Consider the following 12,890-nt stretch of genomic DNA (forward strand, 5'->3'; position numbering starts at 1 on the left):
ACGTGCCCGTCGGGGAGCAACCTAGCCGCGTCAGGCGGCGGGCTCATTGACCTTTGTCACGGGGCAGCGGATCGGCGTTGCCGCCGGCAAGCGGGACGGCCGGCGCGCGGCACGACCGGTGGCGGCTTGGGTGCGGTGCCGTCGCTGCGTGCGCAGGCGGGCAGCCGCGCGCACCCGCTCAGCCGCCCTTGCCCGACCAGCCGCCCTTGCCCGACCAGCCGCCGCGCAGGCGCGCGATGCGCGCATCCGCCGCCAGCACGCGGCTGCACGTCTCCCACGCGACGGGCTGCACGGCCGTCCAGCGGAGCGCGAAGGGGTGCTGCGCGGGCACCGCGTCGATGGTCGCTCGGGCGCGGTCCAGCTCGCCCAGCGCGACGTCGATCCACACCGCCTCGAGCACGTCCGGCAGTTGACCGAACAGGCTTGCGATCTGCTCCAGCCGAGACGACAGCAGCGCGTGCACCCGGTCCTCCACGGAGCCCGCATAGCGCAGATTGCAGATGTCCACGGTCTGCCGGCGCTGGCCGATGCGCTGGATGCGGCCCTTGCGCTGCTCCAGCCGCGACGGGTTCCACGGCAGATCGACGTTGATCAGGGTGCCGAGGCGCTGGAGATTCAGCCCCTCGGAGGCGGCATCGGTACCGAGCAGCAGCCGGATCTCGCCATCGCGCACCTGGTCTTTCAGCAGCTCCCGCTGCCGGCGCTGGAACACCCCGCCCTGCATCAGCCCGGAGCGATCCGATCCCGCATAGATGCCGATGGGCTCGTCCGGCAGCGCCGCGCTCAGTTGCTCCGCGAGCCAATACACCGAATCGTAATACTGGCTGAACAGGATGCAGCCAAGCTCGAGCCAGTCTTGTTCGAGCAACAGCCCGCGCACGGCGGCGAGCTTCGGGTCCTGCTCGCGGGTGGCCGCGAGCGCCCGCAGAAAGCGCTCCAGTAGCTCGCGCTCCGGCCCGGTGAGGCTCGTCAGCTCGGCGAGCGTCTCCTCGTCGTCCTCGTCGTCGTCGAGCCGCCCCCAGTCGTTCAGGAGCCGCTCCACGGTGCGCCGGCCCGCCTCCATGGTGCTGCCGACGCGGCGCAGAAGCATGGTGCGGAAGAAGCCGGCATTGCTGCGCTCCGCGAGCCGCGTGCAGAAGTCTTCCGCGAGCCGGTAGGCATCCTCGAGAAACGGCGGCAGCCGGATGGCGTCCGCATCGCCGTCGCCGTGCAGCCGCACGCGCACCGGCCGCAGCAGCGGCTCACCCGTCTCCGGGTCCGGGGTCGTCTCCAGGTACTCGCGCGTGCGCAGCACGATGTGCCGGATGAACGGGTTGGCGTGCTGCACGAAGCGCGGAAAGACCCGGCGCACCCGCGCCCGGTCCGGTGCGCCGAGGCGCTGAAAGCTCTCGCCATCGGCGCAGCAGTCGGCATCCGCCATGCGCAGCGCGCGCCGCAGTGCGGTGTAGTCCGGGCCTTCCGCCGCCGGCGGCAGCGGGTTGCGCATCCAGGCCCACATGCCGAGCTCATCCGTCGGCAGCTCGGCGCGGCCGAGCAGCAGCTCGATGGCCTGCTTCGGCTTGCGCCAGGGGCTGCCGATGCGGCCCAGCACGGCGTCGCAGCCGCGGCCCAGGGCGTCCAGCAGGTCCCAGGCCTCGATGGGGTGCAGTTGCACCGGCGTTGCGGTGGCGAGCAGCAGGCTCTTGGTGCGCGGCGCGATGTCCCACAGAAAGCGCAGCAGGTTGTTCGGCTGCGCCGGCTGGTAGACGTTTTGCGGCGACAGGTTGCGGCGGCGCGCCCGGTGCGCCTCGTCCAGGATCACGCACTCGAAGTCCATGTGCCGGAGCCGGTCCGCCGCCTCCGAGCCCGCCGTGATGAGCCCCGTGGAGACGATACCGACCCGCCGCGGGCAGCGACGGATGGCCTCGGCGCCCGCCGCCGGGTGCTCGACGCCATGCTCGTCGCACCATCCGGCGCCGGTCCAGACCGCGGAGGGCATGTCCAAGAGGCTCGCCATCTCCCGCTGCCATTGCCAGATCAGCGGCTTCGGCGCCAGGATCAATACGGGCTTGGTGCCGAGCAGCGCCATCAACTGCGCCGCCAGCGCGAGCTGGATGGTCTTGCCGAGGCCGACCTGGTCCGCCAGCACCAGGCGCGCGCCGTGCGGCCCGCGGTGGGCATCGAAGGCGAGCTTGACGAAGTGCTTCTGGTGCGCCCACAGCCCATCCTCGCGGCGGTACAGCGGCAACTCTACGATGGGTGCGGCGGGCTCCGGCGCGGCCTGCCAGTCGGCAACGTCCGGCACCACGACACGGGCGGCGATCCGCGCGATGTCCTGCACCACCGCCTCGCTCAGATCCAGCGCGAAGGGGGACTCCCACAGCGCGTCGAACTCCTGCTGCACCCAGTCCACGGCCTTCGGGTCGTCGTCCTCCCACAAGAGCTCGTAGTTCAGCCGCCAGGCGGTCTTGGACTCGTTGACGCTGCCGAGGAAGGCGCGCCGGCTGCCGTCCGCGGCGCTGATGACGCCGGCCTTGCCGTGGATCAGGCCGAAGTGGGCATCGGGCAGCACCCGGACCTTGAGCTTGCCGCTCGTTAGAAACCCGTGCAGGCGCGCGAAGCGCGGGCGGGCCGCGTCCGGCAGCCGCTCCGGCTCGCTCGCGCACCACTCGCGGCGCAGCGCCGCCTGCGCCGCGCGCTGCGCGATCTGCACGTCGCGCGGGTCCACCACGGAGTTGCAGACCATGCGCACTTGGCCCGCCACCTGTTCCAGCGCCTCCCCGGCGACCTCCAGGATCGATGATGAGAAAAAGCCCGCGATGCGGTCGTAGGCCAGCGCGCCGGCCAGGCGGTCATTCAGAAAGTGTCGGTCCAGGCGTTGGAGGCGGGAGCTGAAGCGGGTGATCATGCTGCCATAAGGCTTGGTTACTCGCGGTACGCGGGGCTCTGATGGGCACGCTGCGCTTTGCCCATCCTACGGACTGATACGCCGACGCCAATAATCCGGTCGACGCCGCTGATCCGCGACCGCGATGACGTGGATGGCTTTACCGGTGTTTTCGTACAGCACGGCAAACGGGAATCGCCGCACCAAGCGGCGCCGCAGACGAGCGGAGATCGGCGAGCCCGCATCGGGGTTAGTCGCACGCCAGCTCGATACTGCGATAGACCTCCGCGGCGAAGTCGAGGCCGAGGCCGGGCCGGCACGCTTCGTAGAAGGCCACGGCGGCATCCAGCTCTGTGTCCGCATCGTCGTGAAGGAAGAATTTCAACCGTGGTACTTGGCGCGCAGACGACGGAACGCCGCCTCGCCATCGACCAGCGTGCATTCCCCGGCATCCAGTCGCGCCAGACGGCGCTCGGCCTCGTCGCGCCAAGCCGCGTCGACCTGCGGGTCAGCGTCCGGATGCAGGCTTTCGAGCAGGGTATCCACCAGGCGCAGGCGTTCGCCCTCCGGCAGCGCCAGGGCGTCATGAAACAGGCCAGACTCACTTGGCTTCATGTGTGATCTCCGTACGCAGCACCGTGATCTCGACAGTGATTTCGACAGTGATTTCGCTGGTCATTCTACCGGCCGCGATCGGCTTCACGCCGCCAATGGCACCCGCAGGTCGATCTCATCCCACGGCACCAAGACGCGCCCGCTCGCATCTGCCTCCAGGATGCCGAGGGCGCTCAAGGCCGCCAGGTGCTCGCGGATGTCTTCGCTCGACTGCCCGGCCAGCGCCGGCAGCTGCTCCGGTGCGAGCGGACCATGCCGGCGCACGAGCCGGATCAGCTCCCAGCGCGCCGACGTCAGGGTGGCCAGCAGCTCCGCAAGGCTCTCGAACCCGATGGATTCCGTCGGCATCACCGCCTCGCCGCGCCGGGCACGCTCCCAGATATCCGCGAACGCGTCCATGGCTGCCTGCGGCGTGGAGACCTCGATGTGCAGAATGCGTGGATCAGTCATTGTCGATGCTCCTGACGTCGGCCCAGAAATGGCGCAGCAACGAGCGCACGTCGGTGAAGCGATAAGGCTCCTCGCGCGCCCCGAGGTGCTTATGATCACCCTTGCCGCGCTCGTTGTCATAGCCGACCACACGAGCCCGGTCACGCACGTAAACCAGCCGATATTTGAGGCCGTGCGGCCAATGGATGCTGCGCTCGGGCAGCTCCCAAATGACCATCTCGATGAGGCCGCCACGGTAGGTCTGGCGGCGATGCAACAACTTCTTGGCCTTCTCCATCGCACTTTGGCCTGGTGGGCGTGCTTCGTCTCACCCAGCCTGACCCATCTTTACACGCTGTCCTGCCGCAGCAGCCCGGCCAGCACCCGCGCCGCCTCGGCGTCGCCGCGCCAGTGCGCCATGGGCAGCCCGGACAGATACTCCGCCAGCCAGAAATCGCATAGGGCAGATACAATCAGGCCGCGCTCAACACCGGATGATCCAACTGGCGCGCAGCGTAAGCGAGCGCAGCGCTGATATCGGCGGCCTCCAGGTACGGATAATCGTCGAGGATCTCCTCGTTGCTGGCGCCGGCAGCCAGCAAATCCAGCACATCGGTGACGCGGACGCGCATGCCGCGGATGCAGGGCCGCCCGCCACAGACATTCGGGTCGATTGTGATGCGTTGCTCGCTCATGGGTGCTCCGAACGCTCCGTCTGCGCGACGGGTGCTTGACGTTGCGAATAGGCAGAGCATGGCGCCCCCTCGCGCGACGCGCAAGTGAGCTACACGGCCTTGATCATCATTCCGGCCAAGCGGCGGGCATGGCAGGGGCCGAAGGAATGCGTCTGCTGTCCCGCACCATCAACGCAGCCACTGGCGCGACTGGATCTCTCTGGTGACACCGCTCCCGCGGTGTCACCGCCTCCCGGCGCTCCGCGCCCACCCGCCGCGCTCGCTGTGCCAAGGCCGCTGCCGACCTTGTCGCCCCGTCACACCCCGCGGGGCGCAGAGCGCCGAAGAGCGCGTGACACCGCAGGAGCGGTGTCACGAGCAGGACCTCGGGTCATGGCGGCCGGAACGATGATTAAGGCCTTTGGGATGATCATGACCTCATTTCTCCCATATGACCGCGCGACCGACGCATGGCGGCGTTGTGCTCGATGCGCCAGTCCGTGATCTGCCGATCCACCGCGGCAAAGACCCGCTGCTGTGCCTCGCGTACCCGGGCCGCCACCGCGGGCCCGCCGCCGACGATGTGGAGCGCGGCCCAGGTGAGCAGCGCCGCCACCGGGTTCAGGTCCGAGCCGACGGCGTTGCAGCCGATGCGTGCGGCCTCGAAGGGCACGCTGCCGCCGCCGCAGAAGGCATCGCCCACCGTCGGCACATGGCCGAAGCGGCGCTCGCCGAGCACCCTCACCAAGGCCGGCAGGCTGTCCGCAGCGGTGCCCAGATGCGCGTTGATGGCCGCCCAGGCGTCGGCGTCCGGCCCCGGCACCTGCTCGGGGCGGTCGCAGTAGCCGAGCTTGTCGTCGTAGCTGAGGCGCTCGAACACCAGCTTCTGCAGGCGCTCGCGGTCGGCGGGCTCGAGGCCGGCGCGGAGCTTCGGGCGGGCCGGGTCCGCGTCGGGGCGGAACCAGTCGCGGCGTTCGGCCGGGCCCAGCAGGGCATAGACATCCTTCAGCGCGATGGGCTTGGTCTTGCGCCGCCACAGGCCCGCGTCGTCCATGGTCAGCAGCTTCAAGAACACGCAAAGGGCAACGACGCCTTCGTCGCTGCCCTTGAGGTAGAAGGACAAAACACCCGTGTCCAACAGGACCGGCTTCACCGCTCAGGCCGATCCGTGAATGCGGCTCGACGGCGCGCGAAGACCTCGTCGAGGAAGCCGGTAAGCTCCGCATCGGACATATCGGCCCAAGCACCCGCAAAGTCCTCCGCCGCGGTTGCACTACCGGGTTGAGAGTCTCCCGGGGCTGGCTCCAATGATGAATCGGCGGCGGCCAAGTCCAAACGCAGGCCGTGCAGCAGCGCGTAAGCGCGCGGCAGGCCCTCATCCGGCAAGGCGGCGATTTCTTCGATCAGTTGTGCTCTGGAAATGGACATTTGGATCTTGCTCCTCCAAGCGCCGTATCGCCGTATAGGATGGGTAGAGTGCAGCGAAACTCATCCTACAACCAGTTCTTGCCCAGCCTCTGGAGCGCGGGAGCCAGCCACAGCACCCACGCCTACGCCGCATCGAAGTGCAGCGGCTCGACCCGGCTCAGGTCCAACCGTTGCCGGGCCTCCCAGAGGTCATGGATGTGCTGCATCAAGAGCCAGCTCTCGGCAGAGCGGCCGAGGCTCTTGGACAGGCGCAGCGCCATCTCGGGGCTGATGCCGCTGGTGCCCGCCAGCAGGCGGGCCACCGTCGATGCGGAGACGTCCAGCTTCGCGGCCAGTTGCCGGCCGGCGAGGCCGAAGGGCTCCAGATAGACCTCGCGGATGTGAGATAGCGCTGCGCATGCAGGCCACTGTGCCACAGGCGCGCGGCGACGATGCGCATGAGCCGGATCAGGCCGCGGGTCTGCTGGAAGCCGGGGTTCTCCTTGAAGCGGGCGTAGAGGTCGCGAATGGCCGGATGGAATGGATAGGACGCCGCGATGCGCGCCGCGAGCTGCTCGGGGGATGCATTCGTCACGTCCATCTGCCGCGCCTCCTTGATGGACTTGGCGTAGGCGCCCGCGACCTCGGCGATGACCGCGGGCGGCGGCAGCTCGGTGAAGAGCCGCCGGCGCAGGATCTGGTAGAACTCGTCCGTGTTCATGCGCACCGGCTCCAGGCTCATGGCGGTGCGGCCGGTCTCCTTGTCCAGGTCGCCCAAGGCCTGGACGATCTGCTGGCTGCCTTCGGCATAGGTGGCGGTGAGGTCGGTAATGATGACGCAGACGTTGGCCAGCTCGTCCTTGGTCACCGCCACCAGCAGGTTGGACAGCGCGGTGGCCGTGACCACGGACAGGTCCGAGTTGCCGATGGGCTTGGCCTTGGCGTACTGAAAGTATGGCGGCAGCTCGTCCAGCATGATGAGCAGCGGCTCGCCCTTAAGCAGCTCGACCCAGGCCGTCTGCCCCGGCGCCGACAGCGGCGCGTAATAGGGCGCAAACTGCTCCTGCTTGCCGAGCTGGGCGGCGATGGCGCCCCAGATGCCGTAGGGCGCGTCGCTCTCGCGGCCGGTGAAGGCCACCACCCGCACCGGCCCGATGTCGCCGGGGGTGTAGAAGTCCCCCATCACCGGCGCGCGCAGCTCCGGATGCTCCGCCAGCAGGCCGGCCGCGAGCAGGTTGTGCGTCTTGCCGCCGCCCATGGCCTGCGCGAGCTTGAACACGCCCTGGGTGCTCTTGCCTTCGAGGCGCCGAAACGCCTCGGTCAGCAGCATCCGCATGCCCTCGGTGATGTGGTTCTCGGCAAAGAACGCGTCCGGGTCGATGCGGCCCTGCACCAGATCGGTGAGGTCCAGCACCGTGTCGCGGCGCGTGCTGTCGAAAATACTGTCGCGGGGCTTGCAGGCTTCGGCGAGCGTTTGCACCGGTGCGGCTCCTGTGTCCGGGGGAGGCTGGGGCGGCATTCTGGCATACGGGCTGCCCCGATGCTGCGCGCACTGGTTTTCGCATGGGTACTCCGGCGTCAGGTCGGAGCCCGGCGACCGTGGGCATGATCGAGCGCTGGCGGGCGCTGGCGGGCGCTGGCGAAGAGATCAGGGTGATGCGTCATCGATCGGCGCAAGGTCAAGCATCCTATGCAAGCTGCTACAATGCCCGCCGCTTGGACTAGACTTCGCGTATAGACGTGGGCAGAACGTCCTGTGGAGATCATCAATAGATCATCAATAGATCATCAATAGATCATCAATAGATCATCAATGTCAGACGCCACCGAAACCCCGCGACGGATAATGTTCGAGGGTCTTCCGAAGCCGACTGCCGCTAAGGCTCCCGCGCCTGTTGCCGACGCAGATGCCGGTACCAGGCCTCACTTCACCGTGACCGGAGCAGGCGTATTGCATGTTCGTGCTTCCGACATTCTGAAGTCGAAGAGAGCGCGTCGGCAAATCGCGGCCTTGTCCCGTTTGCGGGAGCGTTCGCCAGAGCGTTAAACCACGAGCTGCTCCGACGGCGGTTCACTTCACAACCAACTACGACAGGGTGCTGAGGCAGCTGGAGCACCCGAATCTGAGTCACCTGAGGCCGGGGGACTTCGAGGTGGTCATACCCGTCAGTCAGATCTCCGCCAGCCACTTATTCGATGTCGAAGCCTACGAATACTTCCGCCAGCAGGACCAAGAAAACGATGTCGAATTCTACGACGTGCGCGGTAGAGTATTGAGCACGCCGGAGGGGGAACAAGCTGGCTAATCACTGGCAGCGGTGTCGGGGTCGCGTCTCTCTCGGTGGCTGCTTTAGCTACGGCGCGGCTCGTGCATGCTCGCCTGCACATTCCTCTTGGTCTGCACGTTGGCGCCATCGCCGGTCTGCGCGCATGCCATTCATCAGATCAAGTCCAGGCAGCACTTCTTGTACTTCTTGCCGCTGCCGCAGGGGCAGGGGTCGTTGCGGCCGACTTTTTTGCTCTTCACCACGGGCTGGGTCGGGGCAACGATGCCGGAGGGCGCAGCCAGGGCGGGGTCCGGCATGTTGAAACCGGCCCAGCAGCTCATCTCGGCCACGGTGTCGTCGATGAGGCCTCGGTACCGTTCTCGCGCCTCCTGCAAGACGCGTTCCTGGTCCCGGGCGAGGGTCCGCTGAACGCTTTTCAAACTGATGTAGTACGGATCGATCAGACCGTCGCCGTACGCCCGCTCGATGTCGCCAAGCAGCTCTTGCGGATACAAATCGACGCTTTCGACCACGAGTGAGGACCAGATGAGACCCCCTTCGCGAGGCAGCCGTTCGCGGAACAGGCTGGCGAAGTAGTCGATCACCTGCTCCCGCGGCACCCGACCTTCGCAGACCAGGATCGTGTGCGCCGTCAGGCAGGCGCTGCGCACGTAGTCGCCGACGGCGGGATCCTCGATCATCCGTTGCATCGGGGCGAGGTCGGTATCGCACACAGAGGCCAAGATGCGGGCTAAGTCCTCCGTCACGACATCGCCGGTGAGGTCTAGGCAGATCTCGTCGGGCAGCGAGAAGAGCCTGCACAGCAGCGGGTAGGCGGCTGGCTCGCGAAACTGGGCCAGCAGGTACAGCGCGAAGACGTGCAGCATCGCCCGGTCGTTTGCCGCCAGGGCTTCCGGGTCGTCCACTGCCGCCTGGAGCGCGTCCAGCAGGATCGGCGTGATGGCCTCGCGCTGCTGCACCGCGGCGCGCACGGCCTCCGTCGGAAAGTGCCCGCGATGGACGGCGAGCTGTTGCTTGATGGTCTCGATGTCGGTAATTGGCATCGTCGGTGGTCGTGTGGTTTGGATGGGCGGGCGCCGCATGTCGCAGGAGCGCTCCGAACGCGCCCGCCTCTTGGCGCGAGCGCGATCGGTATCAACGCGGCCGGGCAACCATAATCCATCCCTCGGCTAGAGCTCCACCCGCAGACCGAACGCATGGTCGAAGCGCATCGCCCGCAGTACCTTCACCGCGGCACGCTTCTGCTCCGGCTCCACGGCACCCACGTCCAGCCGGAACTGATGCCCGTCACGGGTCTCGATCTGCACCTCCTCGCCCTGCCAGCGGAGGCTTTTCAGCCGATCATCGTCATCGATGCCCGGGAATCCCTCGTGCGAAACGTAGACTCCCCGGTCTTCCAGCGGCAGAAAGGGCTCGAATTCCAGTTGACGCAGCAACGTCAGGCTGTTGACGGAGTCAAACGGCTCGTCGCGGATCGCGAAGGAGACGATCAGGTCGCGATCTTTCTGGGTGGTGATGAAGTCCACGATCTCCGGTTGCATGCGCTTACTCCAAGGGGGGCGCGGCACGGGCGCCCCGTGGGTGCCCGCTGTGCCGCTCGGCGTCATGGCAGCAAAGCTTAGCCAAGATGGTCGCGCCTTGTAAGCCGATGTGTTGCCCGGGTCGCTTGCGAAGTGTTGACTGGAGTGTTGACCTCCAGGTCAACACGGCGACAGAGCGGGTCGCTGCGGTCGCGACTACGGAGCCGACCTGGAGGTCGGCTCTCCGGCCCGGCTCGGCCCGGCTCGGCTCCAGCCGGGCTCCGCACGGGCAACTGCGTCGCTGCCTGGTTCCCGAGTCCGACGGGCTGGACCGGATTCCGCGTAGTCCACCCAGCAAGCCTGCGCCAACGCGCTCCGTGCGCGCGCTGTTCAGGCCGGCGCCTGCGTCCAGATACAGATAAGCGGCCAAGGGCCGGCCGCGGCGATAGGTCACATCCAGCTACGGCGTCTTCATGCTGCTACCTCGGCCGACGCAGCGCCTCCAAGGCCCGCCGCAGCACCGCCGCGTCGGCCTGGTCCTTCGGCCGCAACGCCTGCTTGGTCTTCAGCAGCCCTTCCAGGTCGAGCACCGGCACCTGCTCGCCGCCCAGGTCGAGGCGGACGATGTGCGGCACGAGCTCAGCGAAGGGGATGCCGGCGACGGACGGCAGAATGTCCACGGTGAACTCGTCGTTGAGGCGGATGCCGTGCAGATGATCGCCCTCGAACGGGCCCGCTTCGCCGGCAAGCTCCAGGCTGACGCCGTCCGGCAGCGCACCCAGCGCCTGAATCCAGCGGCGGGTGTTGGCGGGATCGACGGCCACGGCGATGTCGATGTCCTGCGTCATGCGCACATGGCCATGCGCGGCCAGGGCGTAGCCGCCCACCAACGCGTACTCGACACCGGCGGCATTCAGCAGCCGCGTGGTCGCGAGGACATCTTCCCAGCGGGCGGGGCGGGTGAACGCCGGGTTATGCGTTGCCTGCTCGGACTCGCCGCCGGCCCGAGTTTCAGCGCTCGCGGTCGCTGCCCCGCTGCCCCGCCGCCGAGCCGTCGCCGCAACCAGCTCAGCATGCCAGCGCTCCCAGTCGGCGTTGGCTTCTGCGTGCGAGCGGTAGCGAAAGACGCCCTTCGGCACGCGGGTGCGGTAGTTGGACATGGCGCGGATCCATTCGATCTCCTCCGGCGTGGGACCGGCCGCGGTGCGGGCGCGCAGGGCGAGGTCGGGGGCCAGGCGCCTGCCGACGGTGCGCCGGTGCGTGTCGTCGCCCGCCATCGGGTTAGGCAGCGGCCAGGCAATCAGCCCAGACTCGGCAGGCAGTTAAAGCCAAAGGACCGGAAGTCCGGGTCGACGGCAAGACAAACCGGCAAGGCCAGCCGCCGCACGAGCACGAAGCTGGTGCAGTCCGTGAAGCTGTAGCGTTTGTCGCGGTACTGCTCGAAGATTGACCAGGCAGCGGCTTCGTCCTGCGGCGTCACGCGCTCGAGGCGTGCGACGCGTTGCTCGCGCAACGCATTGCCGAGCTTATCGGCGACGTCCCAGCCGAGCCGATAGCGGGCTAGGGTAACCGCCTCGTCAAAGACGAAATTGCTCGTCAACAGCCTGCCGCGATATGCACGGAAGGCGTCGGCCACGGAGGTGTGGTCCGGATCCTTCTTGTCCAGCAGCGCGGACCAGGCGCCGGTGTCCACGAAGGCGCACTTCACGCGTCACCCGGTCCGTAAAGGTACCGGTCGTGCTCCCGGCCGACGGCGTCTCCCGTGCCCTCGGCGATGCCGACCAGCCCTTCGAGCGGATCTTCTTCCGGCGCTTGGCCGTGTCCGAGGTGGTCGTCGATGAGGCTGCGGATAAGGGCGGCAAGGCTGATGCCGCGACGGCGCGCCTCGTCGCCCAGGCGCCGATACTGATCGGGCTCCAGCGAAATCTGTGTGCGATGCATGGGCATTTGCTTCAAGCGAGACGCGAACGCCGCCACGCTACATCGCCCGCCGTGTGATGTAAACATCACAGCCATGACGGCGCCCGCCGTTGGCGTCTGTCATGATCTTCCGCCTGAATCAGGCTCTCGAGCGGGATATTCAGCCCCTTCCAGAGCTTGCGGATCATGTCCAGGGTCAGCGGTCGCTGGCGGCTCAGTACCTCGGAGACGCGGCCGCTGTGGCCGATGTAGGGCTCCAAGTCTTTGTTCTGCAAACCGGCTTGCTCCATGCGGAACAGGATGGCCTCCACGGGGTCCGGGGGCGCAACCGGATCGTGCTTGGTCTCGTAGGCCTCGGCCAGGGTCAGCAGTACGTCCAGCTTGTCGCCCTCGGGACTGCCGATTGCGGCCCCCCACAGCGCCTCGATCTCCGCCAAGGCGGCATCGTAGTCCTGCTCGGTCTTGGTGAGTCGGATGTCCATGCATCGGGCTACAGAGCGTTCATCCGGCCCTGCGGAATCTCCGGCTCGACGTCCGCGACCTTGGCCAGCGCGGCGTCGAAGGCACGACGGTCGTCCCGTGCGGCGCGTTGCTGAAGGTAGCGCTCGGCCTCCAAGGCGGCGATCTTCTCCGCGAGCGCGGTGGCGATGAGCTGGTCGAGTGAGACCTGATCCTCGCGCGCCAGCGCCTCCGCTGCCGTGCGCAGCGATTCCGGCAGTTGGATGCTGAGGGTACTCATGGCCGTTCTCCCCCTGTGTCAGGGTGGTTTTTCAAGAAATTCCCGTGGTCTCGGAACGCCGATGCCGAGCTGATCGAAGCCGCGGAAGTCCCGGGTGTTGAAAACCAGCTCGTGCGACCAGTCGCGCCGCGAGCGCAGCGCTCGGGACGCCGCCGCGATCAACGCCGGCTAGGCCACTTGGCGCACACGCGCGATCTCGTCCGCCGCGGCCGGTCGCACCTGCGCCGCGGTCAGCGTCAGTACCGCGAGCGTTTCGCCGGCGAGGGTCAGAAACTCGACTTCGTACGCCGCGCCTTGGTCGTGAACCATGACGACGGTGCCGATGTCGCCGGCCACGAGGCCGTGGCTCGCGAGGTTCTCCGTCAGGATGGCGTCGGCGTACTCTTCAATCATTTTGGCCCCCGGATTGGGTAGGCGGTGACGAGGCGAGGT

General features: G+C 67.6%; 17 protein-coding genes and 1 pseudogene. All 18 read right to left on the minus strand.

Annotated features, from left to right (window positions below; translation table 11 throughout):
- Positions 1-178: 178 nt before the first annotated feature.
- Positions 179-2,887 (minus strand): phospholipase D-like domain-containing anti-phage protein, encoded by a 2,709-nt coding sequence (locus ML01_RS01635; protein ID WP_058553655.1) that lies wholly within the window; start codon positions 2,885-2,887, stop codon positions 179-181.
- A 229-nt stretch (positions 2,888-3,116) separates the two neighbouring features.
- On the minus strand, positions 3,117-3,251 hold the full coding sequence (locus tag ML01_RS30960; RefSeq protein WP_256363607.1) for a hypothetical protein: 135 nt from the start codon (positions 3,249-3,251) through the stop codon (positions 3,117-3,119).
- Positions 3,248-3,481, minus strand: a complete 234-nt coding sequence (locus tag ML01_RS01640) for an addiction module protein (protein ID WP_058553656.1) — start codon at positions 3,479-3,481, stop codon at positions 3,248-3,250. Before ML01_RS01640 ends, ML01_RS30960 begins: the two co-directional genes overlap by 4 nt.
- An 84-nt stretch (positions 3,482-3,565) precedes the next feature.
- Positions 3,566-3,931 (minus strand): hypothetical protein, encoded by a 366-nt coding sequence (locus ML01_RS01645; RefSeq protein ID WP_058553657.1) that lies wholly within the window; start codon positions 3,929-3,931, stop codon positions 3,566-3,568.
- Positions 3,924-4,208 carry a DUF6516 family protein gene (locus tag ML01_RS01650; RefSeq protein WP_058553658.1) on the minus strand — a complete coding sequence of 95 codons (285 nt, stop codon included), beginning with the start codon at positions 4,206-4,208 and terminating at the stop codon, positions 3,924-3,926. Before ML01_RS01650 ends, ML01_RS01645 begins: the two co-directional genes overlap by 8 nt.
- Positions 4,209-4,383: 175 nt before the next feature.
- The gene (locus tag ML01_RS01655; RefSeq protein WP_058553659.1) at positions 4,384-4,605 is read right to left on the minus strand and encodes a DUF433 domain-containing protein; all 222 of its coding nucleotides are present in this window, start codon (positions 4,603-4,605) and stop codon (positions 4,384-4,386) included.
- Positions 4,606-5,014: 409 nt separating this feature from the next.
- Positions 5,015-5,737: a hypothetical protein gene (locus ML01_RS01660; RefSeq protein ID WP_058553660.1), complete on the minus strand. Its 723-nt coding sequence runs from the start codon at positions 5,735-5,737 to the stop codon at positions 5,015-5,017.
- Positions 5,734-6,012 carry a hypothetical protein gene (locus tag ML01_RS01665; protein WP_058553661.1) on the minus strand — a complete coding sequence of 93 codons (279 nt, stop codon included), beginning with the start codon at positions 6,010-6,012 and terminating at the stop codon, positions 5,734-5,736. Before ML01_RS01665 ends, ML01_RS01660 begins: the two co-directional genes overlap by 4 nt.
- 122 nt (positions 6,013-6,134) lie before the next feature.
- Complete coding sequence (locus ML01_RS01670; RefSeq protein ID WP_058553662.1) at positions 6,135-6,428, minus strand: HigA family addiction module antitoxin; 294 nt, start codon at positions 6,426-6,428, stop codon at positions 6,135-6,137.
- A gap of 8 nt (positions 6,429-6,436) precedes the next feature.
- Positions 6,437-7,510 (minus strand): annotated as a pseudogene (locus ML01_RS28290) (DUF499 domain-containing protein); the annotation flags it as partial.
- A 921-nt stretch (positions 7,511-8,431) separates the two neighbouring features.
- Positions 8,432-9,322, minus strand: coding sequence for a DUF1186 domain-containing protein (locus ML01_RS29480; protein WP_058553664.1), 891 nt, complete (start codon positions 9,320-9,322; stop codon positions 8,432-8,434).
- A 126-nt stretch (positions 9,323-9,448) separates the two neighbouring features.
- Entirely contained in the window at positions 9,449-9,820 is a 372-nt protein-coding gene (locus tag ML01_RS01685) for a hypothetical protein (protein ID WP_058553665.1), read from the minus strand.
- Between the two features lie 458 nt (positions 9,821-10,278).
- Positions 10,279-11,076: a hypothetical protein gene (locus ML01_RS30070; RefSeq protein WP_216819087.1), complete on the minus strand. Its 798-nt coding sequence runs from the start codon at positions 11,074-11,076 to the stop codon at positions 10,279-10,281.
- Between the two features lie 23 nt (positions 11,077-11,099).
- Positions 11,100-11,492, minus strand: a complete 393-nt coding sequence (locus tag ML01_RS01695) for a type II toxin-antitoxin system VapC family toxin (RefSeq protein ID WP_162267944.1) — start codon at positions 11,490-11,492, stop codon at positions 11,100-11,102.
- 11 nt (positions 11,493-11,503) lie between these two features.
- Positions 11,504-11,740, minus strand: coding sequence for a ribbon-helix-helix protein, CopG family (locus ML01_RS01700; RefSeq protein WP_058553667.1), 237 nt, complete (start codon positions 11,738-11,740; stop codon positions 11,504-11,506).
- Between the two features lie 65 nt (positions 11,741-11,805).
- Positions 11,806-12,201 (minus strand): type II toxin-antitoxin system HigA family antitoxin, encoded by a 396-nt coding sequence (locus ML01_RS01705; protein WP_058553668.1) that lies wholly within the window; start codon positions 12,199-12,201, stop codon positions 11,806-11,808.
- 8 nt (positions 12,202-12,209) lie between these two features.
- Complete coding sequence (locus tag ML01_RS01710) at positions 12,210-12,458, minus strand: hypothetical protein (protein WP_058553669.1); 249 nt, start codon at positions 12,456-12,458, stop codon at positions 12,210-12,212.
- Positions 12,459-12,626: 168 nt separating this feature from the next.
- Positions 12,627-12,851: a DUF4926 domain-containing protein gene (locus ML01_RS01715; RefSeq protein ID WP_058553670.1), complete on the minus strand. Its 225-nt coding sequence runs from the start codon at positions 12,849-12,851 to the stop codon at positions 12,627-12,629.
- Between the last annotated feature and the right edge of the window lie 39 nt (positions 12,852-12,890).

Source organism: Thiohalocapsa sp. ML1 (assembly GCF_001469165.1).
Lineage (GTDB): Bacteria > Pseudomonadota > Gammaproteobacteria > Chromatiales > Chromatiaceae > Thiohalocapsa.

Coding starts and splice junctions, on each gene's coding strand:
- ML01_RS01635 (WP_058553655.1), bottom strand. CDS start 2,887: ATGATCACCCGCTTCAGCTCCCGCCTCCAACGCCTGGACCGACACTTT.
- ML01_RS01640 (WP_058553656.1), bottom strand. CDS start 3,481: ATGAAGCCAAGTGAGTCTGGCCTGTTTCATGACGCCCTGGCGCTGCCG.
- ML01_RS01645 (WP_058553657.1), bottom strand. CDS start 3,931: ATGACTGATCCACGCATTCTGCACATCGAGGTCTCCACGCCGCAGGCA.
- ML01_RS01650 (WP_058553658.1), bottom strand. CDS start 4,208: ATGGAGAAGGCCAAGAAGTTGTTGCATCGCCGCCAGACCTACCGTGGC.
- ML01_RS01655 (WP_058553659.1), bottom strand. CDS start 4,605: ATGAGCGAGCAACGCATCACAATCGACCCGAATGTCTGTGGCGGGCGG.
- ML01_RS01665 (WP_058553661.1), bottom strand. CDS start 6,012: ATGTCCATTTCCAGAGCACAACTGATCGAAGAAATCGCCGCCTTGCCG.
- ML01_RS29480 (WP_058553664.1), bottom strand. CDS start 9,322: ATGCCAATTACCGACATCGAGACCATCAAGCAACAGCTCGCCGTCCAT.
- ML01_RS01685 (WP_058553665.1), bottom strand. CDS start 9,820: ATGCAACCGGAGATCGTGGACTTCATCACCACCCAGAAAGATCGCGAC.
- ML01_RS30070 (WP_216819087.1), bottom strand. CDS start 11,076: ATGGCGGGCGACGACACGCACCGGCGCACCGTCGGCAGGCGCCTGGCC.
- ML01_RS01700 (WP_058553667.1), bottom strand. CDS start 11,740: ATGCATCGCACACAGATTTCGCTGGAGCCCGATCAGTATCGGCGCCTG.
- ML01_RS01705 (WP_058553668.1), bottom strand. CDS start 12,201: ATGGACATCCGACTCACCAAGACCGAGCAGGACTACGATGCCGCCTTG.
- ML01_RS01710 (WP_058553669.1), bottom strand. CDS start 12,458: ATGAGTACCCTCAGCATCCAACTGCCGGAATCGCTGCGCACGGCAGCG.
- ML01_RS01715 (WP_058553670.1), bottom strand. CDS start 12,851: ATGATTGAAGAGTACGCCGACGCCATCCTGACGGAGAACCTCGCGAGC.